Origin of the sequence: Streptomyces sp. HNM0575 (assembly GCF_012726265.1) — a bacterium.
Classification (GTDB): Bacteria; Actinomycetota; Actinomycetes; order Streptomycetales; family Streptomycetaceae; genus Streptomyces.
Map to the genome: position 1 here is coordinate 34,825 of NZ_JAASAG010000010.1, position 24,454 is coordinate 59,278.

20 protein-coding genes are annotated in these 24,454 nt (G+C 73.3%); 5 read left to right on the forward strand and 15 right to left on the reverse strand.

Annotated elements, in window-relative coordinates; genetic code table 11:
• Positions 1-139: 139 nt before the first annotated feature.
• The 7 genes from HCC61_RS22680 to HCC61_RS22710 form a co-directional block, all read right to left on the reverse strand.
• A complete protein-coding gene (locus HCC61_RS22680) occupies positions 140-547 on the reverse strand; it encodes a BlaI/MecI/CopY family transcriptional regulator (RefSeq protein WP_169138236.1) in 408 nt (135 codons plus the stop codon).
• Between the two features lie 51 nt (positions 548-598).
• Positions 599-769, reverse strand: coding sequence for a hypothetical protein (locus tag HCC61_RS22685; RefSeq protein ID WP_169138238.1), 171 nt, complete (start codon positions 767-769; stop codon positions 599-601).
• 154 nt (positions 770-923) lie between these two features.
• Entirely contained in the window at positions 924-1,721 is a 798-nt protein-coding gene (locus HCC61_RS22690) for a type III pantothenate kinase (protein ID WP_169138240.1), read from the reverse strand.
• Positions 1,721-2,974: a carboxylating nicotinate-nucleotide diphosphorylase gene (gene nadC, locus HCC61_RS22695; protein ID WP_169138242.1), complete on the reverse strand. Its 1,254-nt coding sequence runs from the start codon at positions 2,972-2,974 to the stop codon at positions 1,721-1,723. Before nadC ends, HCC61_RS22690 begins: the two co-directional genes overlap by 1 nt.
• Complete coding sequence (locus HCC61_RS22700) at positions 2,971-4,989, reverse strand: L-aspartate oxidase (RefSeq protein ID WP_346777339.1); 2,019 nt, start codon at positions 4,987-4,989, stop codon at positions 2,971-2,973. Before HCC61_RS22700 ends, nadC begins: the two co-directional genes overlap by 4 nt.
• Positions 4,986-6,233, reverse strand: coding sequence for a pantoate--beta-alanine ligase (gene panC / locus HCC61_RS22705; RefSeq protein ID WP_169138244.1), 1,248 nt, complete (start codon positions 6,231-6,233; stop codon positions 4,986-4,988). Before panC ends, HCC61_RS22700 begins: the two co-directional genes overlap by 4 nt.
• Positions 6,230-7,213 (reverse strand): DUF2520 domain-containing protein, encoded by a 984-nt coding sequence (locus HCC61_RS22710; RefSeq protein WP_346777340.1) that lies wholly within the window; start codon positions 7,211-7,213, stop codon positions 6,230-6,232. The genes panC and HCC61_RS22710 overlap by 4 nt, the downstream gene beginning before the upstream one ends.
• A gap of 236 nt (positions 7,214-7,449) precedes the next feature.
• On the opposite strand from HCC61_RS22710, the gene HCC61_RS22715 reads away from it, so the two are divergent.
• Complete coding sequence (locus HCC61_RS22715) at positions 7,450-8,697, forward strand: beta-eliminating lyase-related protein (protein ID WP_169138248.1); 1,248 nt, start codon at positions 7,450-7,452, stop codon at positions 8,695-8,697.
• Between the two features lie 304 nt (positions 8,698-9,001).
• Here HCC61_RS22715 and HCC61_RS22720 read toward each other — a convergent pair whose 3' ends face one another.
• Both HCC61_RS22720 and HCC61_RS22725 read right to left on the reverse strand, forming a co-directional pair.
• The gene (locus tag HCC61_RS22720; RefSeq protein ID WP_169138250.1) at positions 9,002-9,721 is read right to left on the reverse strand and encodes a response regulator transcription factor; all 720 of its coding nucleotides are present in this window, start codon (positions 9,719-9,721) and stop codon (positions 9,002-9,004) included.
• A gap of 145 nt (positions 9,722-9,866) precedes the next feature.
• Positions 9,867-11,144, reverse strand: a complete 1,278-nt coding sequence (locus HCC61_RS22725; RefSeq protein ID WP_169138252.1) for a histidine kinase — start codon at positions 11,142-11,144, stop codon at positions 9,867-9,869.
• Positions 11,145-11,528: 384 nt separating this feature from the next.
• Here HCC61_RS22725 and HCC61_RS22730 point away from each other — a divergent pair, with 384 nt between their 5' ends.
• The gene (locus HCC61_RS22730) at positions 11,529-12,647 is read left to right on the forward strand and encodes an SAM-dependent methyltransferase (RefSeq protein ID WP_346777357.1); all 1,119 of its coding nucleotides are present in this window, start codon (positions 11,529-11,531) and stop codon (positions 12,645-12,647) included.
• Here the strand turns inward: HCC61_RS22730 and HCC61_RS22735 are convergent.
• Together HCC61_RS22735 and HCC61_RS22740 are read right to left on the reverse strand one after the other, a co-directional pair.
• A complete protein-coding gene (locus tag HCC61_RS22735) occupies positions 12,633-14,459 on the reverse strand; it encodes a PH domain-containing protein (protein WP_169138262.1) in 1,827 nt (608 codons plus the stop codon). The two genes, HCC61_RS22730 and HCC61_RS22735, sit on opposite strands and share 15 nt — an antisense overlap.
• Positions 14,456-14,965 (reverse strand): PH domain-containing protein, encoded by a 510-nt coding sequence (locus tag HCC61_RS22740; protein WP_169138271.1) that lies wholly within the window; start codon positions 14,963-14,965, stop codon positions 14,456-14,458. Before HCC61_RS22740 ends, HCC61_RS22735 begins: the two co-directional genes overlap by 4 nt.
• Before the next feature lie 224 nt (positions 14,966-15,189).
• On the opposite strand from HCC61_RS22740, the gene HCC61_RS22745 reads away from it, so the two are divergent.
• Positions 15,190-16,374, forward strand: a complete 1,185-nt coding sequence (locus tag HCC61_RS22745; protein ID WP_169138273.1) for an NADH-quinone oxidoreductase subunit D — start codon at positions 15,190-15,192, stop codon at positions 16,372-16,374.
• 38 nt (positions 16,375-16,412) lie between these two features.
• On the opposite strand, the gene HCC61_RS22750 is transcribed toward HCC61_RS22745, so the two are convergent.
• The 4 genes from HCC61_RS22750 to HCC61_RS22765 all read right to left on the reverse strand — a co-directional run bounded on the left by HCC61_RS22750 (position 16,413) and on the right by HCC61_RS22765 (position 21,901).
• Complete coding sequence (locus HCC61_RS22750; protein WP_169138275.1) at positions 16,413-18,749, reverse strand: hypothetical protein; 2,337 nt, start codon at positions 18,747-18,749, stop codon at positions 16,413-16,415.
• Between the two features lie 311 nt (positions 18,750-19,060).
• Positions 19,061-20,074, reverse strand: coding sequence for an ABC transporter substrate-binding protein (locus tag HCC61_RS22755; protein ID WP_169138277.1), 1,014 nt, complete (start codon positions 20,072-20,074; stop codon positions 19,061-19,063).
• A 187-nt stretch (positions 20,075-20,261) separates the two neighbouring features.
• On the reverse strand, positions 20,262-21,017 hold the full coding sequence (locus HCC61_RS22760; protein WP_169138658.1) for an ABC transporter permease: 756 nt from the start codon (positions 21,015-21,017) through the stop codon (positions 20,262-20,264).
• A gap of 2 nt (positions 21,018-21,019) precedes the next feature.
• The gene (locus HCC61_RS22765) at positions 21,020-21,901 is read right to left on the reverse strand and encodes an ABC transporter permease (RefSeq protein WP_169138660.1); all 882 of its coding nucleotides are present in this window, start codon (positions 21,899-21,901) and stop codon (positions 21,020-21,022) included.
• A 375-nt stretch (positions 21,902-22,276) separates the two neighbouring features.
• Between HCC61_RS22765 and HCC61_RS22770 the strand changes: the two genes are divergently transcribed.
• Together HCC61_RS22770 and HCC61_RS22775 are read left to right on the forward strand one after the other, a co-directional pair.
• Positions 22,277-23,509, forward strand: a complete 1,233-nt coding sequence (locus HCC61_RS22770; protein WP_169138279.1) for a betaine/proline/choline family ABC transporter ATP-binding protein — start codon at positions 22,277-22,279, stop codon at positions 23,507-23,509.
• Between the two features lie 374 nt (positions 23,510-23,883).
• Positions 23,884-24,444 (forward strand): cysteine dioxygenase, encoded by a 561-nt coding sequence (locus tag HCC61_RS22775; protein ID WP_169138281.1) that lies wholly within the window; start codon positions 23,884-23,886, stop codon positions 24,442-24,444.
• The last annotated feature ends 10 nt before the right edge of the window (positions 24,445-24,454 follow it).

Genomic DNA, 24,454 nt, shown 5'->3' on the forward strand with positions numbered 1-24,454 from the left:
GGGCGCCTTCCGGCGGCTCTTCCCGCCGTCCTTCACGGGGCCTTCCGCCACGGGATCCGCTGAGCTTCCGAAGGGGGTTCGCGCAGGCTTCCGTGCCGCTTCCGATCGCGGGTTCCGCGTGCGGTTCGGCTTGCGGCGGCTAGTGACTCTCGCGCGGCGTTCTCTCCGGCACATCCACGTGCACATCGTTCAACTGCACCACCCGCAACGCATCCCGTACGGCGTCGAGCTGTTCCGGAGTCATACGCCCGAAGAACTCCACGAGTGCGGCGGCGGCGTTGTCACTCGACGCCCAGGCCTCGTTCATCAGTGCGGCGGAGTAGGCGGCACGCGTGGAGACCGGCTCATATCGATAGGCACGGCCTTCTTGGCGTCTGCGCAGCCAGCCCTTCTGATGGAGGTTGTCCATTACGGTCATGACCGTCGTGTAGGCGATGGACCTGTCGTCCCGCAGATCCTCGAGGACTTCCCGCACGGTGACCGGACGGTTCCACCGCCATACACGGGTCATGACGGTGTCTTCCAACTCTCCCAATGGCCGAGGCACGCCGTGAATAATAGTCGGAGATGTCCCGAATACCGCAGGGGAGAGCGCGGATCAGCTGTCTTTCTTCTGCCGGACGCTCTCCGCGCGTGCGATGGCGGCGTCGACGGCGGCGTCTTCCTTGGCCTTGTTCGCGCCACCCTGGCTCTTCACGATCGTCACGATGAGCGCGATGAACGCCACCGCCATCACGACGGGCGGGGTCAGTGCCGCGATGTACTCCATAGCCTTTCGAGCCTCCTTCTGACAGGCCTCCAGCCTACGGCAGGGCCGCGTACGCCCGTCCCGCCGGGCACCCCGCCGAGCCGGGCGCAGAGCCGGCGCAGCCCGGGCGCGGAAGGGGCGCCGAAGGGGGCCGTCGCGGCGTCAGGTGCGGCGGTCAGGTGCGGCTGACGTTGCGCTCGTAGACCAGGCGCAGGCCGATCAGGGTCAGCCACGGCTCGTGCTCGTCGATGGCCGAGGCCTCCCCGAGCACCATCGGCGCGAGGCCGCCCGTGGCGATGACCGTCACATCGTCGGGGTCGTCGGTGAGTTCGCGGGAGATGCGGTCGACGACGCCGTCGACCTGGCCCGCGAAGCCGTAGAGGATGCCGGACTGCATGGCCTCGACGGTGTTCTTGCCGATGACGCTGCGGGGGCGGGCCAGCTCGATCTTGCGGAGCTGTGCGCCGCGTACGCCCAGGGCGTCGACGGAGATCTCGATGCCGGGTGCGATGACGCCGCCGACGTACTCGCCGCGTGCCGAGACCGCGTCGAAGGTGGTGGCCGTGCCGAAGTCGACGACGATGCACGGGCCTCCGTACAGCTCGACCGCGGCGAGGGCGTTGATGATGCGGTCGGCGCCGACCTCCTTGGGGTTGTCCATGAGGATCGGCACGCCCGTCTTGACGCCGGGCTCGACGAGTACGGCCGGGATGTCGCCGTAGTAGCGGCGGGTGACCTCGCGCAGCTCGTGCAGGACGGAGGGGACGGTCGAGCAGATGGCGATGCCCTCGACGTTGTCGCCGAGTTCGTCGCCGAGGAGGGGGTGCATGCCCATCAGGCCCTGGAGGAGCACGGCGAGTTCGTCGGCGGTGCGGCGGGCGTCGGTGGAGATCCGCCAGTGCTCGACGATGTCGTCGCCGTCGAAGAGGCCGAGAACGGTGTGGGTGTTCCCGACGTCGATGGTCAGCAGCATCAGTCGTCCACCTCTTCGCGCTCGCCGCGCCCCTCGCGTCCTTCACGTTCTTCGCTCGCGTCGTGCTCTTCGGGCTCCTCGGGCCCTTCGCCGCTCCCGCCGGCGCCGGGTCTCGTCTCCCGCGCCGCGTCCGCGTCCGCATCCGAGTCCGTGTCACGCAGATCCAGGCCCACGTCGAGGATCGGCGAGGAGTGGGTGAGGGCGCCGACGGCGAGGAAGTCGACGCCGGTGGCCGCGTATTCGGCGGCGTTGTCCAGGCTGAGCCGCCCCGAGGACTCCAGCTGCGCGCGGCCCCCGACGAGCGCCACGGCCGCCGCGGTCTCGTCGGGCGTGAAGTTGTCGAGCAGGATCAGGTCGGCGCCTTCCGCGAGCACCGGCTCGATCTGGTCGAGCCGGTCGACCTCCACCTCGATCGGCACGTCGGGGAACTCGGCCCGTACGAGTCTGAACGCCTCCGCGACACCGCCCGCCGCCACCACGTGGTTGTCCTTGATGAGCGCCGCGTCGGAGAGCGAGAAGCGGTGGTTGGTGCCGCCGCCGCAGCGCACCGCGTACTTCTCCAGGGCGCGCAGGCCCGGCGTCGTCTTGCGGGTGTCGCGTACGCGGGTCTCCGCGTGGGTGCCGGAGTCGGCGGCGGTGGCGGCGCGGGAGAGCTCGTCCGCCCAGCGGCGGGTGACGGTGGCGATACCGGAGAGCCTGCACAGCAGGTTGAGCGCGCTGCGCTCGGCGGTGAGCAGATCGCGGGTGCGCGTGCGTACGGTCAGCAGCCGCTGCCCCGCGACGACCCGCTCGCCGTCCTCGACGTGGCGCTCGACCTCGAACTCGTCGGTGCACACCACCGACAGGACCGCCTCGGCGACGTGCATGCCGGCGACGATGCCGTCCTGACGCGCGGTGAAGTCGCCCGTGGAGACCGCGAGTTCGGGGATGGTGGCGACGGTGGTGACGTCGACTCCGTGGTCGAGGTCCTCCTCGACGGCCAGGTGCGCGATGTCCTCCACCTGTACGGGGTCGAGGCCCGCGTCGGCCAGCAGACGGGCGAGGTCCGGGTCGAGCCCGCAGTCCAGCGGGTCCAGGTCCCACGCGTCGCCGTCCACGCCGGCACCGCCGCCGCAGCCGCAGGAGTCGCCGCAGCCGCCGCCTCCGCCGGACTGCGATGCCGTGCCCGCGGCGGGGCCGCCGATCTGGAGCAGGGGCACGTCGACGGGCTGGGGGCGTCGCTCCTCCGGGGAGTCCGGGAAGGGGCTGGTCACGGCTTCTCCGTAGGGGTGTGTGGTGGCGGGTCCGCCGGCGCCTCGGCCGGGGCCTCCGGACGGTCCGGTGCCCCGTGAGGCTCCGGGCGGGGTGCCGTCGTCGGCGGGAAGCGGGTCGTCCGGGTCGTACGGACGTCGAGAGTACGGCCTGCCTCGTGCAGGCCGACGACGAGGTGCCGGCTCCAGGAGGCGTCGTCCCGGTGCGGGCGGTCCTCGCGCCAGTGGCAGCCGCGGGTCTCCTCGCGGCGCAGCGCGGCGGCGACCAGGACGCGGGCGACGAGATGCAGGTTGGCCGTCTCCCAGGTCTCCACGCCGGGGTCGGCGGGCTTGTGCGCCGTGGCGGCGGGGAGCGCTTCGAGGCGGGCGGCGGCGTCGGCGAGGCTGGCGGCGGAACGCAGGACTCCGGCGCCGCTCGTCATGACGCGCTGGATGACGGGCCGCGCCTCGGCGGGGAGCAGCGGGGTCACGGGGGTGTCCGGGGGTGTGTCCGCGGGTGTGTCCGTGTGAGTGCCCGTGCCGGGTGCGGGCCGAGGCGAAGTCGCCGCGTCCGTACGGGCGTTGGCGGCGGCGTCGGCGGTGGGCCCGTCGGGGGTGGGGGCGGCGGGTTCGGTGGCCTCGGGGGCGGTGGCCCCGGGGGCCTCGGGGGCGGTGGCCCGCCGGTCGGCGTCCCGCGCCACCGTCTCCGCGATCCGCTCGGCGAAGACCAGGCCCTCCAGCAGGCTGTTGGAGGCGAGCCGGTTCGCGCCGTGCACGCCGGTGCAGGCGACCTCGCCGCACGCGTAGAGGCCGGGAACGGTCGTACGGCCGTGCAGGTCGGTGCGCACGCCGCCGCTGGCGTAGTGCGCGGCGGGTGCCACCGGGATCGGCTGGGTGACGGGGTCGATGCCGTTGCTGCGGCACGCGTCGAGGATCGTCGGGAAGCGGGACTCCCACATGGCGGCCCCGAAGTGGCGGGCGTCGAGATAGGCGTGCTCCGTGCCCGGTTCCGCGCCCTGCTCGGCGGCCCGCCGCATGATCGCCTTGGCGACGATGTCGCGGGGGGCCAGTTCGGCCAGTTCGTGCTCACCGGTCATGAAGCGGACGCCGTCGGCGTCGACGAGGTGGGCGCCCTCGCCCCGTACGGCCTCCGAGATCAGCGGCTGCTGGCCCTCCGCGCCCGCGCCGAGATACAGCGCCGTCGGGTGGAACTGCACGAACTCCAGATCGCTCACCTCCGCACCGGCACGCAGCGCCAGGGCCACGCCGTCGCCCGTTGAGACGGGCGGATTGGTGGTCGCGGAGAAGATCTGGCCCATGCCGCCGGTCGCGAGCACGACCGCGGGCGCGTGCACGGCGCCGACGCCGTCGTGCTGGCCCTCGCCCATGACGTGCAGCGTGACGCCGGTCGCGGCGCCGCCGGGCGTCTTGAGCAGGTCGAGCACGAGGGCGTTCTCGACGGTACGGAGACCGCCGCCGTACCCGCCGATCCCGTCGTTGCCGCCGCCTCCGCCGCCCCCGTCGATCCCGCGGTGCACTTCCCGTACGGCCGCGAGGAGGGCGCGGGAGATCTCCGCCCCCGTGGCGTCGCCGCCCGCGTGCGCTATGCGGCGCCGGTGGTGGCCGCCCTCGCGGGTCAGCTCCATCTCGCCGCTCGCGGGGTCGGTGTCGAAGCGGGCGCCGGTGCCGATGAGCCTGCGCACGGCGGCGGGGCCCTCGGTCACGAGCGTGTGCACCGCCTCCTCGTCGCACAGGCCCGCGCCGGCCACGAGGGTGTCGTCGAGGTGCTGTGCCGGGCTGTCGCCCTCGCCGAGCGCCGCGGCGATGCCGCCCTGCGCCCAGCGCGTCGAGCCGTCGTCGAGGCTGGCCTTGGTGACGACCACGGTGCGCAGGCCCGCGGCGTCGCAGCGGAGCGCGGCGGTCAGTCCGGCGACGCCGGAGCCCACGACCACGACGTCCGCGTCGATGCGCCAGCCGGGGGCCGGGGCGCGCAGCGGGGCGGAACCGGCCGCGCCCAGCGGGCCCGTGCCGGGGGTCACCGGAGCGCTCCGAGCGGGAGGGGGATGTTGTCGATGAGGCGGGTGCCTCCGACGCGCCCGGCGACCGCGAGCACCGCCTCGCCGGTGCGCCCGGTGACTTCCGTACGGCCGCCGGCTTCTGTACGGCCGGTGCCCTCCGTACGCCCGCCCGCTTCCGTACGGCCGGGGAACTCCGTGAGGTCGGTGAAGTCCGACGGGTCGATCAGCGCCAAGTAGTCGACGTGCAAGGGCGGTTCGCGGTGCTCGGCCTCGTCCAGGACCGTACGGGCCGCGGCGAGCGCGACGTCCGCACCGCCGTCCGGCAGCGCGTCCCGCGCGGCGAACAGCGCCCGGGAGAGCGCGAGTCCGGTCTGCCGCTCCTCGGGGGAGAGATATCTGTTCCGGCTGGAGAGGGCCATGCCGTCGCTCTCGCGGACCGTGGGCACGGCGACGATCTCCACGGGGAAGTTGAGGTCCGTCACCATCCGCCGGATCAGGGCGAGTTGCTGTGCGTCCTTCTGCCCGTACAGCGCGATGTCCGGCGCCGTCAGGTGCAGCAGCTTGGCGACGACGGTGAGCACGCCGTCGAAGTGGCCCGGTCTGTGGGCGCCTTCGAAGCGGTCACCCATCGGCCCGGCGGCGATCCGGACCTGGGGGCCGCTGGTGCGGTCGCCGGAGCCGGTGCCGGAGCCGTTGCGGTGGCCTGAGCCCGATGCCGGTCCGCGGGTCGCTCCGGGACCCGCGGTCTCGGGATAGACCTCCGCGACCGACGGCGCGAACACCACGTCGGCGCCCGCCTCTTCGGCCATGACGAGGTCCGCGTCGAGCGTGCGGGGATAGCGGTCGAGGTCTTCCGAAGGCCCGAACTGGAGCGGGTTGACGAAGACCGTGACGACGACCTGGCCGTGCGGTCCGACGCTCTCCCTCGCGGTGCGTACGAGCGCGGCGTGCCCGGCGTGCAGGGCGCCCATCGTCATCACGACCGCGCGGCGCCTCGCTGTGGCCGCGCCGTCGGACCCCGTCGCACGGGCGTCCGGCGCGGCTGCGGCGCTCACGGCGCCGTACTCCCTTGCCGTGGCGCGCAGTTCTGCGGCCGTACGGACAAGTCGTATGCCCTGACGGCCGTTTGACGGGTGGTTCGACGGGCGGTTCGCCGGGCTCCCCGCGGCGCCTCCGGCGTCCGTCGCGGTGCTGCCGCCGCCCGCCGCCGTACGCGCCGTGTCCGGCGTCGCCGCGGCCGGTGCGTTCTCCGTCGTGCCGCTCATCGGCCCCGGCCCCCTTCGGACAGTACGTCGAGCAGTTCCTCGGCGAGTTCGGGCTTCAGGAGCCCGTGGTCGATGGCACGGTCCGCGGTGGCGCGCGCCATGGCGAGATAGCTGGCGACCATGCGCGGTGCGTGCGCGCCGAGTTCGGCGAGGTGCGCGGAGACCGTGCCCGCGTCACCCCGCGCGACCGGGCCCGTGAGGGCGGCGTCGCCGGAGCCCAGGCTGTTGTCGAGCGCGGCGCCCAGCAGCGGCCCGAGCATCTTCGCGGGCGCCTCCACCCCGGACGCGCGCAGCAGGTCCATGGACTGCGATACGAGCGTGACCAGGTGGTTCGCGCCCACCGCGAGCGCCGCGTGGTAGAGCGGACGGGCCTCCTCGGCGATCCACTCCGGCTCCCCGCCCATCTCGATGACGAGGGCCTGGGCGGCGAGCCGCAGCTCCTCGGGCGCCGTGACGCCGAACGAGCAGCCCGCCAGGCGCTGTACGTCGACGGGCGTGCCCGTGAACGTCATCACCGGATGCAGCGCGAGCGGCAACGCGCCCTCGCGCAGGGCCGGTTCGAGCACACCCGTGCCGTACCGCCCCGAGGTGTGGGCGATCAGCCGGCCCGGCTGCACGGCACCGGTCCGCGCGAGCCCCTCGATCAGCTCGGGCAGCGCGTCGTCCGGCACGGTGAGCAGCACGAGTTCGGCGCGGGAGAGCACCTCGGGAGGGTCGACGAGCGGTACGCCGGGCAGCAGTTCGGCAGCGCGGCGGCGGGAGCTCTCGGAGACGCCGGAGGCGGCGACCGGACGGTGCCCGGCCTGGCGCAGCGCGGCGGCGAGTGCCGGGCCCACGCGGCCCGCGCCGACGACGCCGACGGTGAGTCGTGCGGGCCGGTCCTCCGCCCGGTGGTGATGGCCGCCCGGGGCGGATCCATACCGGTCGTGGCCGTCCGGGCCGGATCCGTCCGGCGGCTCGGCAGGGTGCTGATCGTTCACGGCTTGGCGGCCTTCCGTATTCCGTTCCGGTCCTCGCCGGGTACCGGACGTCCCGCCCGCCATGCTATTCCCTCGCGGCGGGCCGGGACCCTTCGAGGGGCGCGGCCAGTGGCGGTGCACGCCCCCGCGCAGCGGCCCGCGGCCCGATGGCCCAGGCGGTCCGCAACGGGGCGGCTCCGGCCGTCCGCGGGCGGGCACTCTGGCGGGCCGCCGCGCCGGGCGCGAGGATTCCCGCCATGACGGGATCAGAGCAGCCGGGGCGGGCGGGACGCCCGGAGCGGGCCGACCAGGAGGCACAGCCGGAGCAGGAGGCACAGCCAGAGCAGGAGGAGCGCGCGCGGCTGATCCGCGCCTGGAACGGCGCCCGGCGCAGCCTCGCGACCGGTCCCGCGGAGGGCACCGTCGAAGGGCGGCTGGCCCGTCTCGCGGCCGACGGCGCCGAGGCGTACGACCTCACCGGCCCGCCCGACCTCTACGGCAACGCCGACGGCGTCGTGGGCGAGCTGGAGCGGCGTACGGCCGCCGCCCTCGGCACGGAGGCCGCGGCCTTCTTCCCGACCGGGACGATGGCGCAGCAGGCCGCACTGCGCTGCTGGGCGGACCGTACGGGCGACGACAGGGTCGCGGTGCATCCACTGGCGCATCCGGTGCGCTGGGAGCGGGACGCCCTGCGGCAGCTGACGGGCCTGCGCGTGGTGCACCCCACGGAGGCGCCGCGGCTTCCCACGGCGGACGAAGTGCGGGGCGTGGCCGAGCCGTTCGGCACCCTCGCGCTCGAACTGCCCCTGCGCGAGGCCGGGTTCCTCCTGCCGTCGTGGGAGGAGCTGGAGTCCACCGTCGCGGCGGCACGCGAGCGTGAGGCGGTCGTGCACTTCGACGGCGCACGGCTGTGGGAGTGCACCACGCACTTCGGCCGCACCCTCCCGGAGATCGCCTCGCTGGCCGACACCGTCTACGTCAGCTTCTACAAGTCGCTCGGCGGGCTCTCGGGAGCGGCGCTCGCCGGTCCGCAACCGATCGTGGACGAGGCCGCGGCGTGGCGGCACCGCTACGGCGGGCAGATCTTCCAGCAGTGGCCCGCGGCGCTCGCCGCGCTGGTGGGCCTGGATCGTGAACTGCCGCGTCTGCCCGAGTACGTGGCCCACGCGCGCACCGTCGCGGAGGCCCTGCGCGCAGCGCTGACGGAGGCCGGCAGGGACACGGTGCCGTGGTGGCTGGTGTGGCCGCGGGTGCCGCACACGCATCAGTTCCAGGTCTGGCTGCCGTACGGGGCACGGGAGTTGACCGAGGCGGGCGCACGCCAGGCGGAGGAGACGGGGACGCTGCTGTTCAGGCGCTGGTCGGAGCCGCCGGGCGCGCCGCCGGGGCTTTCGATGCACGAGGTGACGGTGGCCGCGTCCGGGCTGTCGTGGTCCGCGGAGGACGTGCGCGAGGCGGTCGCCGCGTTCCTCGGCTTCCTTCGGGAGACGACGGCTCCGGGGTGAACGTACGGATCGGAGTGAACGTACGGACGAGCGCGGGCGATTGGCGGCGCCGGTGCCGAACGTACGGGCGAGCGCGGCCGGTTGAGGTCGGTTGAGGGGTCGCTTGAGGGGTCGCTTGAGGGGTCGGCGCCGAGGGCTCGCTTGAGGCTCGGTCAAGGGCAACGGCGGTGAACGTACGGATGGACGCGGCCCGTTGGCCTGCCGCGGTGATCGCGTGACGGACGTACCGCGTGGTGACGGATGAACGGTGTGGTCACCGGCGGGCTGAGTACCGCCCGTGCGACGACGGCGCCGGTGCACCGCGTCACCTGCCGCCGCCGCTCCCGCTTCCGCTACCACCGGCCCCGCTCCCGCCCGCCCTGACCAGCTTCGTCTCGTACGCGAGCACGACCGCCTGCACCCGGTCGCGCAGTTCGAGCTTCGCGAGGATGCGGCCCACGTGGGTCTTCACCGTCGCCTCGGACAGCACCAGTTCGGCGGCGATCTCACCGTTGGACAGGCCCTGGGCGACGAGGGTCAGCACCTCACGCTCGCGGTCCGTCAGCCGCTCCAGCCCGTGTGAGAGGGGTTCGGGCGTCGCGGCGGGCAGCACGCTGGAGAACCGGTCGATGAGGCGGCGCGTGGTGCTGGGGGCGACCACCGCGTCGCCGCTGTGCACGGCCCTGATCGCGGCGAGCAGATCGCCGGGCGGCACGTCCTTCAGCATGAAGCCGGAGGCACCGGCCTTCAGCGCGGAGAAGGCGTACTCGTCGAGGTCGAAGGTCGTGAGTATCAGCACCTTCGGCGAACCGGCTCCGCCCTCGCCGCCGGAGCAGATGCGCCGGGTCGCCTCGACCCCGTCGACCCTGGGCATCCGTACGTCCATCAGCACGACGTCGACGGCCGTCGAACGCAGCGTCGCCAGTGCCTCCGCTCCGTCCCCCGCCTCGGCGACGACCTCCATGTCCTGCTGGGCCGCCAGCACCATGCGGAAGCCGGTGCGCAGCAGCGCCTGATCGTCGACGAGCATCACGCGGATCGTCATCGAGGTCCTTCTCCTGTCCTCAACGGGCCTTACGCCGGCTGATGTCGGGTGCCCATGGGCTCGGTCTCGGGGATTCGGTCCCGGGGGCTCGGTCCAGGGGGCTCGGCGCACCGGCGACCGATGCCCGGTGCCCGGTGACGGGGGCTCAGTGGGCGGCCTTCAGCGGCAGCACCGCGCTGATGCGGAAGCCGCCCCCCGGCCGCGGTCCGGTCTCCAGGCTGCCGCCGACCATGCCGACCCGTTCGCGCATCCCGATGAGGCCGTGACCGAGCCCGTCGGTGCCGCCGTCCTCGTACAGTTCGCGCTCCGCGCCCCGTCCGTCGTCCTCGGCGAGCAGCGACAGTTCGTCCGCGCCGTAGCGGAGCCGGACGGTCGCCCCGACCTCCGGTCCGCCGTGCTTGCGTGTGTTGGTCAGCGCCTCCTGGACCACGCGGTACGCGGTCAGTTCGACGCTGCTGGGCAGCGGGCGCGGAGTCCCCTCTATCGTGAAGCCGACCGCGAGACCCGCGCCCCTGACCTGCTCGATCAGCTCCGACAGCTGCTCCACGCCGGGCTGCGGCAGATACTCGCCGACCCCGTCCCGGCCGTCTCTTCCCTCGCGGCCCCCGTGCCCGTTGGCGCCGCCCGCCGCGGCGACGCCCTCGCCCGTGCGCAGCACTCCCAGCAGCCGGCGCATCTCCGCGAGCGCCTGGCGGCCCGTGCCGGAGATGGTCTCCAGGGCCTGCTTGGTCTGGTCGGGCGCGGAGTCCAGCACGTACGCGGCGCCGTCGGCCTGCACCACCATCACGGAGACGTTGTGCGCGACGACATCGTGCAACTCCCTTGCGATACGCGCCCGTTCGGCGGCGGCCGCGATCTGGGTCTGCGCCTCGCGCTCCTTCTCCAGCCGGGTCGCCCGCTCCTCCAGCTGTGCGTAGTAGGCACGGCGGGTGCGCAGCGAGTCGCCGAGCACCCAGGCCAGGAGGAACGTCACCGTCATGAAGACGTCGCCGAGGATCGCGGCGACCAGGGTCTGGCCCTCCTCCGGCCAGCGCACCGCGGCGATGGTCGGCGCCACGAGCGCGGCGCAGAGGGCGAAGCGGGACGCCCAGCGGATGCTGCGGGAGGCGACCGTGAAGACGATCACCAGCATCGCGAAGTTGCTGGGCCCGACGGCGACATGGGTCACGACCTGTGCGACGCCGGTGCCGGTCGCCAGCACCAGCATCTTCTCCGGTACGCGGCGGCGCAGCGCGACCACCGTGCACATCGCCAGGACGATGGGGACCGCGGCGATCTGCTCCTTCGGCCCCTGGGGCATGCCCTCGCCGTCGCTCCGCACACTCGATACGAGCCAGACCGCCGACATCATCAGCAGCAGAACAGCCCACCAGCTGTCCACCCAGGTGGGGTGCCGGCGGATGAAATCGTAGATGCGGTTCACATAACACAGCGTATTGAGGGCGGGCACGTGCCGGGGTCAGACCGGCGGCCGATCCCTGAGCGCCCGCATACTCCGCAAGGTGGAGGCCGCCGGTCCGCAGCGCACCCGCCGCTCGCCTAACGTGGCCGCGTGGACACGACGGACGAGGCGGGCGAGGCGGGCGGCGGCGGTACCGGGATCGGCGCCCCGACCGGCGACGGCGACGGCGGCGCCGACGGATCCTGGCTGCCGTGGCGGACCGCGGCGGAGCGGGCGCTGTACGGGGCGGAAGGTGCGGGACCGGTGGGACGGGTGGGCCCTGTGGACCCGGGCCTGGTGGACCCGGTGGGCCGGGTGCAGCACCGGGGCGCGGGCCCCGAACACCCGCCCGCGGAGGGCTTCTTCGTGCGCGAGGCGCCCGCGGCCCACTTCCGTACGTCCGTGCACGCCTCGCCCCTCTTCGCCGTCGCCGTCGCACGCCTGCTGCGCCACGTCGACGACGCGCTCGGCCGCCCCCGCGAACTGGCCATGGTCGACGTCGGCGCGGGCCGCGGCGAGCTGCTGACGGGAGTGCTGGAGGCGCTGCCCGACGAGGTCGCGGCGCGCGTGCGCCCGTACGCGGTGGAGCGTGCGCCCCGTCCCGCGGGCCTCGACGAGCGCATCATGTGGTCGCACCGGCTGCCCGCCCCGGCGGAGCGGACGGGCCTGCTCTTCGCCAACGAATGGCTCGACGACGTACCCGTGGACATCGCGGAGACGGGACCCGACGGCGTTCCGCGCACCGTGCTCGTACGGGCGTCGGACGGCGCCGAGCGGCTCGGCGGCCCGGTCGCGGGCCACGACGCGGAGTGGCTGCGGCGCTGGTGGCCCCTGGCGGCGGAGGGCACGGAGTACGGGGAGCACGGCGAGTACGGCGAGTACGGCGAGTACGGCGAGTACGGGGAGTACGGGCAGTCCGGAGAGGACGCCGCCGGCGGTACGGAGACCGGGCCGGGCCCGGACGCCGATGCCGGGTCCGGTCAGGGTGCCGGGCCCGGGCTGCGTGCCGAGATCGGGCGGCCGCGGGACGAGGCGTGGGCCGCGGCCGTACGCACCCTCCACCGGGGTCTCGCCGTCGCCGTCGACTACTCGCACTTCCGCGAGGACCGCCCGCTCTTCGGCACCCTCACCGGCTACCTCGACGGCCGCGAGGTGCACCCCGTACCCGACGGAAGCCGTGACCTGACCGCGCACGTCGCGATGGACGCGTGCGCGGCGGCGGGCGCGCTGGCCGCCGCGGAGAGCGCCGGGTCCGGCGGCGCGGGCTGCGCGGCTCCCGCCGTGCGCTCGCAACGCGACGCCCTCCACACCCTGGGGATCGACGGCGCACGGCCGCCGCTGTCGCTGGCGTCGAGCGATCCGGCCGCGTACGTACGGCAGTTGGCGTCGGCCGGCGAGGCGGCGGAACTGACGGCGAGAGGCGGGCTCGGCGACTTCAGCTGGCTGATCCAGCCCCTCGGCGGCCTGCCGTCACCCTTCGGCTGACGGACCCCGCCGCTCGGAACTCTCCCGCTCGGAGTCCGTCCGCTCCGGGTTCTCCCGGTCCGGGTTCTCCCGTTGCGGGTTCTCCCGTTGCGGGTTCTCAGCGACGAGCGGTTCGTCAGCCGAAGAGTGCTCCGCGCCGAGCGGGTGCTCCGCGGCGCTCGCGGTCCCCCGGCCCGTCGCACCGCCGGTCTCACCGCCCGCACCACCACCGGTCATCCACCGGTCCGGACGCGCCTCACGGCGTCCCGTCCGCGACCGTTCCGCCTGTGCGTGCACCAGCGCGTGCGCCTCGTCGGCGTCCCGCAGCCGCGCCGCCGTCCAGCCGTTCGCACCGTGGTCGACGGCCACGTCCGCGAGCCGCATCCTGCGCTGCCACGGCCCCTGCACGAAGCGCACGCTCTGCACCTTGGCATGCGGTACGAGCGTGACGCGGCGCCTGATCAGGCCCTGCCTGGTGACGAACACGGCGTCGGTCGTGCCGTGTCCGCAGCCCCGCCACAGCAGCGGCAGGCACCAGCGTGCGCGGCGCGGCACCGGAGCGGCGACGTCCGCAGCGCCCGCGAGGTCGACGCCCGGCAGCACGTGCGCGAGGACTCCGGCCGCCGCCGCCCGCGGTGCGACGGGGATCAGCACGCCGCCCTTGTCCTTGCCCGCGCCCGCGATCTCCAGCTCCACCCGCACCCAGCCGCGCCGCCGCCACAGCAGCGGCTCGGTGATCCGTACGGACTGCACGCGCCCCGGCGGCACGGTGGCGTGCTCGCGGTCCAGCAGACCGTGGTCGAGCCGCAGCCCGTCCGGCGACTCGGCGACCGTCCAGTCGTACTCCTTGAGCAACCGCCCGCCCGTACCGGCCCAGACACCGCCCAGGGCGGGCGCGAGCGCGGCGATGGCACCGAGGACGCTGCCGCTGGCGGAGTAGACGACCGCGGGTACGAGCACGGCCACGAGGAGCGCGCCCCAGCCGGTGCCCATCAGCAGCAGTCCCATGACGAGCGTGCGCGTGTCCACGCGCAGCATCTCGCGGGCGGGCGCCTCTCCGGCCTGCGGTGCGGCCTCGGGGGCGATTCCGGCGGCGCGGGCGAGGAGTTCGGCGCGCAGGGCGACGGCCTCGCGCTCGCCGAGGAAGGCCAGTTCGTCCTTGGCCTCGGTCCCCACGACGTCCAGCTTGAGCTTGGCGACCCCCGCGACCCGCGCGAGCAGCGGGCGCCCGACGTCGACGGCCTGTATGCGGTCGAGCCGGATGTGGGCGGTACGTCGGAAGACCAGGCCCGTACGGATGCGCAGTTCGGTGTCGGTGACGAGGTAGCTGGTGAACCACCAGGAGAAGAAGCCGTACGCCGCCGCCACCGGCAGCAGCACGCCGAAGGCCGCCAGCAGCCAGCCGGGCGTGAGCTGCGTGAACCATTCGCGGGTGCGCTCGAAGTCGTGCACGGCGAAGGCGGCGAGACCGGCGACGGGCGCCCACGCGCGCCGCCAGGGCGTGACGGGGTGCAGCCGCTTGCCCTCGGGCCGCCGCCCGTACGAGTCCTCCTTGCCGGACTCGGCGACGGCCTCCCGGCCCCCGGTGCGGCCCGCGGTGCGTCCGTCGGTACCTGCCTCGGTACGTGCCCCGGTACGTGCCCCGGTGCGTGCCTCAGTCCGTGCCTCAGTCCGTGCCTCTGTACCTGTCTCCGTGCGTGCCTTCGTACGGGTCTCCGTACCGGCACCGGCGTCCGTACCGGGCGCTCGTTCCGGCGGCGGAACGGAGGAGCCCGCGCCGGTTTCCGCCGGATCCGGGGCGGCCTCCGGATCCGGGCCCGGGGCCGCGCTCACAGCCCCGCCGACCTGGCGCCGCCGAGCTCCGTGAGCCGGTCACGGAGCCGTTCCGCCTCCGCCGGTACGAGCCCGGGGATCGCGGCGTCCGTCGTGGCGGCGGCCGTGTGCAGCTGTACGCGGGCGAGCCCGTACCGCCGCTCCAGCGGCCCGGAGGTGACCTCGACGAGCTGCATGCGCCCGTACGGCACGACCGTCAGCTCGCGCCACAGCACTCCGCGGCTGATGAGGAGGTCGTCGGCGCGCTCCGCGTACCGCCACGAGCGCCAGTTGCGCTCCAGCGCACCCCAGCCCCAGGCGCCGACGGCCGCCGGCAGCAGCGCGAAAGCGGACCAGGCCGGGCCTGCGGCGAGCCAAAGCACGGCGGCCGCGGCGAGGATGATCGGCAGCAGTGCGCACAGCAGCACGACCCGGCGCATCCGCACCAGCGCACGCTCGACGCCGTTCCAGTGCACGGGCTCCTGCGGGCTCTTCGTCGCGTCGGGCGTACCCGTCCCCGTCGTCATGCGGCAACCCTACGGCGGGACACGGGCGTCCGGGCAGGGCCCCGGCAAGGTCGTACGAGCGCCCGCCGGTTCCCCGGCCACCGGCTGGCTCCGGGCACGCACAGGGTGGGCTCAGGGCAAGCACAGGGCGGGCTCAGGGCGGGCTCAGCGCTGGCTCCGGGCGCGCTCAGGGAGATGCACCCGCCGCCGGAGGCGGGCGCCAAGACGGGTGCGAGACTGAGCGCATGAGTCAGCGGACGACGACGGACGACCCGGCGGACGGCCGGGGGAGGCAGACCACGGTCGGGGTCGGCGGCGCCGCGGAGAGCTCCGACATGGTGCTCAACATCGGCCCCCAGCACCCCTCCACGCACGGGGTGCTGCGGCTGCGGCTCGTCCTCGACGGCGAACTGATCAGGGCCGTCGAACCCGTCGTGGGCTATATGCACCGCGGCGCGGAGAAGCTCTTCGAGGCCCGCGACTACCGGCAGATCATCGTCCTCGCCAACCGCCACGACTGGCTGTCCGCCTTCTCCAGCGAACTCGGCGTCGTGCTCGCCGTCGAGCGCATGCTCGGCATGGAGGTCCCCGAGCGCGCCGTGTGGATGCGGACGCTGCTCGCCGAACTCAACCGCGTGCTCAACCACTTGATGTTCCTCGGCTCCTATCCACTCGAACTCGGCGGCATCACGCCCGTCTTCCACGCGTTCCGCGAACGCGAGGAGTTGCAGCACGTGATGGAGGAGATCTCCGGCGGCCGCATGCACTACATGTTCAACCGGGTGGGCGGCCTGAAGGAGGACCTCCCCGCGGGCTGGCAGGCCCGGGCCCGGCGCGCGGTCTCGGGCGTACGGTCACGCATGGACGTCTTCGACCGGCTCGTCACGGGGAACGAGATCTTCCGCGGACGCACGCGCGGCGTGGGCGTGCTCGACCGCGCGACCGTGCACGCGTACGGCGTCAGCGGCCCCATCGCCCGCGCCTCCGGAGTGGACTTCGACCTGCGCCGCGACGAGCCGTATCTGGCCTACGGGGAGCTGCGGGACACGCTCCAGGTCGTCACGAGGACCGACGGCGACTGCCTCGCGCGCTTCGAGGTGCTGCTGGCGCAGGCGCACAACTCGCTGAACCTGGCGGACGCTTGCCTCGACCGCCTCGCGGAGCTCCCGCCCGGGCCGGTCAACCAGCGGCTGCCGAAGGTGGTCAAGGCCCCGGAGGGCGCGACGTACGCCTGGACCGAGAACCCGCTCGGGCTCAACGGCTACTACCTCGTCTCCAAGGGCGAGAAGACGCCGTACCGGCTCAAGCTCAGGTCGGCCTCGTTCAACAACATCCAGGCGCTCACGGAACTGCTGCCGGGGACGCTGGTCGCCGACATGGTGGCGATCCTGGGGTCGTTCTTCTTCGTGGTCGGGGACATCGACAAGTAGCGGGGCGGCCCGGCCGGGCCGGGGCGGCGGAGCGCCGGTCAACTCACGTTGCGCACCCCGGTGTTGGACCTCGCCTTGGAGCCGGCGGAGTTCCCGGAGTTACGCGGCTTGGGCGCCGAGTGCCCGGGCTTCGACTCCGACTCGGGCTTCGGGCCGGGCTTCGACTCGGACTCGGGCTTGGCACCCGGGTCGGCCTTCGAACCGGACTCGGGCTTGGACGCGGGCTCCTGCTCGGAACCCTGGTCGGGCTTCGAACCGGGATCAGGCTTGGAGGCGGTCTCGGGCTTCGAACCGGACTCGGGTGCCGGGTTCTTCTGTGCTCCCGGGGTCTTGTCCGTCTCCCCCGAGCCCTTGTCCGTGTCCTTCTCGTCCGTGTCCTTCTCCGCTGCCGGGTCCTTCTCCGAGGCCGGGGTCTTCTCCGAGGCCGAAGTCCTCCCCGTCTCGGGGGACTTGCCCACCTCCGGGTTCCGGTCCGCCTTGGGCTCCTGCTTGGAGTCGGCACCCGGCTTCGGGTCGGCACCCGGCTTCGGCTTGGCAGCCGGTTCCGGCTTGGACGTCGCTCCCGGCTTCGACTCCGGTTCAGCCGCGGCCGGTTCGGGCTTCTTCGCGGTCTCCGCGTCCTGCTTCTTCGCGGTCTCCGCGTCCTGCTTCTTCTCCGCCTCGGCCTTGCCCGCCGCCTTCGCGGAAGCGGTCGTCGGTGAGGCAGCGTCCTTCTTCGGGCCCTGGGAGGCGGTCTGCGCCGCGGACTCGGCCGAAGCCGAACCGGCCTCGTGCGTACGGGACTTGGAGTCCGCCTCGGAACCCGGACGTCCGGAGTCCGTGCCCCCGGCCTCGTCCTCGTCCCGCCTGGCGGCGTGCCTTCCGGTAGGGCTCGAGTCCTTGGCCTGCCCAGCGTCCTTGGAGTCCTTCGACCCCGTCGGCGCCTTCGGCTCCGCGGGCGCCGACGCGGGCTTGCCGGGGCCGTGCTGCGTGCCTGCCGCGTCCCCGGCGCTGCTCGTACCGTTCCTGCCGGCATGCGAATCCGAACGGCCCGCACCGTGCTGTGCGGCACGCCCGTTCACCGCGGGCTGCGAGCCCTTCTCCGGCTGCCCGGTACCCGGGGTACCCGGCCCCTTCGCCGACTGCCCCTTGTCCGCCGGGACTTCGGGCTTCTTGTCCGCGGGGGCTTCGGGCTTCGCCTGCGATCCGGGCTTCGCCGCGGCATCGGGCTTCGCAGCCGCGGCTGGCTTCGGAGCAACGCCGGGCTTCGCCGCCGCACCCTCCGCGGACACCCCGCCCTCCGCGGACGCCCCGGACTTCTCAGCGCCGCCGGGCTTCGCGACACCCTCGGGCTTCCCGGCGCCGCCGGGCTTCGCCGCGTCGTCGCCGGACTTGACCCCGTCGCCCGCCTTCGCCCCGTCACCGGACTTCGCCGCCGCCTCGTCCTTCCCCCGTACCGTCTCCGGCTGCTCACGGCGGTCCCGCCGCTCGAACAGCTCGGACGCCTCGCGCGGTTGACGCGTCCGCGCCGGTACGGAAGAGGCCGCCGGGGCCCCCGGCTGCGGAGCCGGCGGACGCTTCGGGCGCCGCTTCGGCTTGGTGCCGCCGGTGCCGAAGAAGTCGAACCTGCCGGTCTCCGGCTCGGTCTGCCTGCGCTCCTCCGCAGCGGGCCGCGGCTTCTGGAGCGCCGCACGCCGCACGGCCTCCCGCTCCTGCTCACGCAGTTCGCGGTCCTTGCGCAGCTGCTCCTGCCGCTCCTGCCGCTCCTGCTCTTCCTTCTCGTCGCGCTCCTGCCTCCGCGCGACATTGCGGCTGAGGTTGCGCAGCGCCTCGTTCGCCTGGAGATACGTGAGCGGAGTGGGCGCACCGGAGGGATGGCGGTGGTCGGTGGCCGATGCCGTGAGGGCCTTCGTCGGTTCGCCGGATTCGAGTTGGAGCTGCCGCCGCCCCTCCAGGGCGGCGGCCCGTTCGGTCTCGGCGTGTGCGTAGCGGCGCAGCAGGTCCGCGTGTTCGCTGCGCAGCCGCGCCAGTTCGTCCCGCTTGTCGCGCAGCCTGCCCCTGGTCTTCTCGCGGGCCTGGCGGATCTCGTCGACTTCGCCTTCGAGTTCGGCCTGGCGCTCCTCGGCCCGCCACTCCATGCTGGCCTGCTTCGCCTTCAGCTCGCCGACGCGTTTGCCGGCCGCCCGGTCCCAGGCCCGCAGCATCACGGCACCCGTCACGGCCGCCGCGGCGGCACAGGCGGAACAAACACGCAGCAGCACCGTGTCCGTGTCACCGACACCGGCTCCACCGAACAGCCAGGGGCCTCCTGCGCAGAGCAGCGCCGCCACTGTGACCGATACCGGCGCGAGGATCCGGTGCAGTGGCTGCGAATGGCGATGACGTCCACGAGGCATGGCCTGGAATGTACCGTGCAAGACTCCGGTCAGGCACCGGACGAGGGGCATTGTTACTCCCCCACAACCCGGTGCTGTCCTCTTTCGCCGGGGCTTGTCCGCTTCTGGAATTCCCCGCTCCGCCCGCCCCCCGACGGCCTGTGAAGACCGGCCCGGGGGCGGCAGACGGAGAGCGAGAAGCACGGAAGCGCGAGAAGCGGGGAAGCAGGCGCCGCCCCGCCCGCGGCGTCAGAGGAACGTCGGCATCAGAGAAGCTTTCGCGTACGAGGAGCTTCGGGGCAGAGAGGCTTCGGCTCAGGGAAACTTCGGCGTCAGAGGAGCTTCTTGGACTTCAGGTAGTCCTCTGCCACGTCCTTGGGCTTCTGCCGCTCGGCGTCCACCTTCCTGTTGAGGTCCGCGAGATCCTCCGTCGTGAGCACCTTCGTCAGCTTCCCCAGGGCGGCGGAGACGTTCTTGCCACCCGCCTTCTTCGCGTTGACGACGGGCAGCACGTTGTCGGCGTTCTGAAGTCCCTTGTCGTCCTCCAGCAGCACGAGCCCGAAGTCCTCGAGCGTCGCGTCGGTGGTGGTCGTCAGCACCAGCTGGTCGGTGCCGTCCTTGACGGCCTCCTTCGCCTGGGTCGTCCCGACGCCCTTGGGGTCCAGGCCCGTCACGTCGATGTCGTACGTCTTCTCCAGGCCGGGGCGGCAGAAGGGCCGCTCCTCGCACTCGTCGCTCGCCGCGAGCTTGATCTTCTCGCCCGACTTACCGAGATCCGAGAGCGTCTTGAGCTTGTGCTTCTTCGCGAAGTCCTTGCTGACGGCGAAGGCGTTCTGGTCGACGGCATCGCCCGCGGGCAGCACCTTCAGACCGCGGGGCTTCGTGAACTTCTCCAGCGCCGCGACCGTCTTGTCCGCGTCGTTGGAGGCCACGGGCTTCGCCTTCGGCCCGTGCTCCTTCGCGTTCAGGAACTCCGCGAGCGTCGCCGCGTACTCCGGTACGACGTCGATCTCGCCCTTCTCCAGGGCGGGTTCGTACAGCTCGCGGTTCTTCAGCTTGCTGATCGTGGTGCTGTATCCCGCCTTGGTCAGCAGCTTCGAGTACAGCTCCGCCATGATCTGCGACTCGGTGAACCCGGCCGAGCCGACGACGAGTTCGCCCTTCGAGCCGCCGTCCGCAGAGCCGCCGCCCTCCTTCTCCAGGCTGCTGCCGCCGCACGCGGTGAGCGCGCCGGCGAGCAGGGCGACGGCGCCGACGGCCGCCGGAAGTCTCCGCGCACTGCCGCGGGCCGAGGACACCGGACCGTTCGGGGGCTTCGAGTTGTTCGGGGTCACTGCCTCGTTCATCTTGTCCACACCGTTCGTAGGAGTACGTGGGTCAATGGGATACGGATGCACCCGAGGCGTCGGAACCCCGGGCCGAGGGCGTCGCCGGTCGGAGGCCGGGTGCCGGGTGCCGGATGTCACGTGCCGGGTGTGATGTCACGTGCCGGGTGTGATGTCACGTGCCGGGTGTGATGTCACGTGCCGGAAGTCAGGACGTCGGCTGTGCGGGCATCACCTTTTCATCGAAGCCCGTGGCCGTCGATCGTGAGCGCGGACCGGACTGTGCCCTCCCGCTGCGGCGCCGGCCCCGCATCGGGTCCAGCAGCCGCTCCCCGGTCACCAGCACGCCCTCCACCAGCAGCGCGAGCACCGCGACCAGCGCGGCGCCCGCGACGACCTGCGGGGTGTCGTACGTACCGAAGCCCGCCGTGATGATCCGGCCGAGCCCGCCGCCGCCCGGCAGCGCGGCCAGCGTCGCGGTCGCCACGACCTGTACCGCCGCGGACCGTATGCCCGTCATGATCAGCGGGAAGGCGAGCGGGACTTCGACCCGCCACAGCAGCTGCCATCCGGACATGCCCATGCCGCGCGCCGCCTCCACCACGTCGCGGTCGGCCTCGCGCATCCCGACGTAGGCGTTGGTCAGCAGCGGCGGAAGCGCGAAGAGCACCAGGGCGATGATCGTCGGCAGGGAGCCGTGGCTGCCGAGCGGGCTGAGCGTCAGCAGCACCAGCACCGCGAACGTCGGCACCGCGCGCCCCACGTTGGAGATGTTCACCGCGAGCGCGCCGCCGCGGCCCACGTGCCCGAGCCACAGCGCCACGGGCAGCGCGAGGGCACATGCGCTGCCGAGGCAGACCACGGTCAGGAAGAGGTGCTCGGTCAGGCGGTGCGTGACGCCGTCGCCGCCCGCCCAGTTGGCGCCCGTGACCAGCCACGTCCACGCGTCCAGGAAGAAGCCCACCGTCACGCCCCCTTGCCGGCCGGCTCGGGCGGGGCGGTCACCGCAGGGCCGCCGGAGCCGGTGCCACTCGTACCGTCCACGCCGCCCCCGTCCCCGTTACCGTCCCCGCCGGCGTCCGTACGGCCACGACCGCGACCCCGCCCGCGACCGCGGAGGCGTCCTCCGCCGCGTCCGCCGGTACCTCCCGCACCGCCCTTGTGCGCCGTGCGCACCCACGGCGTCAGCAGCCGCTGCAACCCCAGCAGCAGCACGTCGGCGGCCACCGCCAGCAGCACGCAGATCACCGAAGCCGTCAGCACCTGCGCCCTGAAGAAGCTGTCCATGCCGTCGTAGATGAGATTGCCCAGCCCGCCGTAGCCGACGATCGCCCCGACCGTCGTCAGCGCCACCGCCGAGACCGTCGCGATGCGCACGCCCGCCATCAACGCGGGCAGCGCGAGGGGCAGTTCGACCCCGAAGAGCAGTCTGTACGGGCCGTAGCCCATGCCGCGCGCCGCCTCACGGGCCTCCTCGGGAACGGACTCCAGGCCCGCCAGGATGTTCCGCACGAGCACGGTCAGCGAGTACAGCACCAGCCCCGTCACCACGACCGACGCGCCCAGCCCGAAGAGCGGCAGCAGCAGCGCGTACATCGCGAGCGACGGCACCGTGTAGAGCACCGTCGTCAGCCCGAGCACCGGCCCGTACGCGCGCTGCCAGCGCCGGGCCGCCAGCGCCAGCGGGAAGGCGACGATCAGCGCCAGCAGCACCGAGGCGAGAGTGATCCAGACGTGCTGCACCGTGGCGTCGGTCAGCTCCTGGCCGCGCGTACGCACGTACTCCGCGCAGATCCAGTCGTTCGCGGTGAGGCACTCGCCGCTCTTCTTCGCGGCGGCCCCGGCCAGGACCGGCACGTGCCCGACGCCGCTCAAACCCCCGCTCACCCCGCTCAACCCGCTCACCCCGCCTCAGGTCTCGTGTCCGCCGTCCCAGGTCCCATGTCCCGCTCCCCGCCGCACCGGTCGCACCCGTTCTCGCACCCGTCGCGTACGAGCCGCCTCACGCACCGGCGCCCCGCGTCCGTGCACCCCGCCTGCGAGCGCCTCTACGTCCGCGTCCAGGCGGCCCGCTCCGCGTCCGTAAGCATGCCGGGAGACCTTACAGTCCGCTACCGACAGCCGCCCCGAACTGCCACACTCCTGCAACACACACTTCATCCGGCGCCCGGAAGAATGCGCCCCGGACCATGGACGGCCGAGCCGAGCGATGAGATTGAGACGATGATCCGCTTCGAGAACGTCACAAAGCGCTACCCGGACGGCACCACCGCCGTGCACGAACTGTCGCTGGAGGTGGCGCGCGGCGAGCTCGTCACGCTCGTCGGACCGTCCGGCTGCGGCAAGACGACCACGATGAAGATGGTCAACAGGCTCATCGAGCCGACGTCCGGGCGCATCCTGCTCGACGGCGAGGACATCTCCGCCGTCGACCCGGTCGAGCTGCGGCGCCGCATCGGATACGTCATCCAGCAGGTGGGCCTCTTCCCGCACAAGACGGTGCTCGACAACACCGCCACCGTGCCCTACCTCCTGGGCTGGTCGAAGACCGAGCGCCGCAAGCGCGCGGCCGAACTGCTCGACCTGGTGGGCCTCGACCCGTCCCGCTACGGCGACCGCTACCCGGACCAGCTCAGCGGCGGCCAGCGGCAGCGCGTCGGCGTCGCACGCGCGCTCGCGGCCGATCCGCCGGTGCTGCTGATGGACGAGCCGTTCGGGGCCGTCGACCCGGTGGTGCGCGAGCACCTCCAGAACGAGTTCCTGAAGCTCCAGTCCACCCTCCACAAGACGGTGCTCTTCGTCACGCACGACATCGAGGAGGCCGTACGGCTCGGCGACCGCATCGCCGTCTACGGGGACGGACGCATCGAGCAGTTCGACCCCCCGACGAAGGTGCTGGGCGCACCGGCCACCCCGTACGTAGCGGACTTCGTGGGCGCCGACCGCGGCCTCAAGCGGCTGTCCGTGACCGCGATCGAGCGGGGCGACCTGGAGGAGCCGCCCGTCGTGCACCTCGACGACCCGCTCGACAAGGCACGCGCTCGCATGCGCAGCGAGGGCGCGCGCTGGGCGGTGGTGCTGGACGACGCGGACGAGCTGCACGGCTGGCTCGGCGCCGACGCGCTGGGCACGGACGCCGGCACCGCAGCGGACACCGGCGCGGAACCGGACACGACGGCCGCCGCGAAGGCCGCGGGCGAGAGCGCGCCCCCGACCGTCGCCGACCACGCGCGCCGCATGGAGGCCTGGCTGCCGCTCGGCTCACCGCTGAAGCAGGCGTTCAGCAGCATGCTCCAGCACGACGCGGGCTGGATCGCGGTGCTGGACGACGCGGACCGCTTCGTCGGCGTGCTCACACCGGGCCGGCTCCACGAGGCCCTGCGCCGCTCGATCGACGCGGACGAGCGCGACGTACGCCGCGAAGAGGTCGAGCTGGAGACGGTCTCCGACGCATAGCGGCTCCCGGGAGAAGCCGCCCGATATGCGACGGGCCGGGGCACCGGACGGCATGCTCCGGGCCCGCCGCAACCCGCCGCAACCCGCCGGCGTACGGCCCGGTCCGGCCGCTCGGCGCCATCCGCACGCACGTGGACGCAAGTTGACCACCACAACGTCTCGTGCTTCACTCCACCGCATGAACGGCACCGCATTGCACCCCTGGCGGAGGGTCCACCTGGACCTGCTCCGCTACGTGGGCTGCCTGTGTCGTCCGTCCTGCTGATCAAGTCAGGCCATTCCGCGCGCTGTTGACGAGCGCGTGCCCTCGATCACACCCAGGACGGTTCTCCGTGTCATCCGCATCCCCCGCAACACCTGTGTCCGGTTCCGGTGTGTCCGGTTCCGGGTCCGCACCCGCCGCCGGTTCCCCCGCCGAGGCATCCGGCGCGGCCGAGGCGCCCGCCCCCACCGAGGCGGACCTTCTCGACTTCGTACGCAAGACGGCCGCCGACGCCGAACTCGTCGCCTCCCTCCCCCTCGACCCCGAGGGCCGCACATGGCTCCGCCTCAACGGCCCCGGCGGCAGCGAGGCCTGGGTCATCAGCTGGCCGCCCGGCACCGGTACGGGCTGGCACGACCACGGCGGCTCCCACGGCGCCTTCACGACCGCACGCGGGCGCCTCACCGAGCACTCCCTCGCCGCCCGCATCCCCACCGAGGGCTGGAAGACGCTGGAGCTGGCGGACGGCGTCGACCGCGAGCGGCAGCTCACCGAGGGCCGCGGTCGCGCCTTCGGCCGCCACCACGTGCATCAGGTGCTCAACGAGACCGAGGACGAGCACGCGGTCTCCGTGCACGCCTACTACCCGCCGCTGCCGCTGATGCGCCGCTACAGCCGTACGGGGCAGCTGCTGCGCCTGGAGCAGGTCGAGAACCCGGGCGAGTGGGAATGACCGAGGCCGA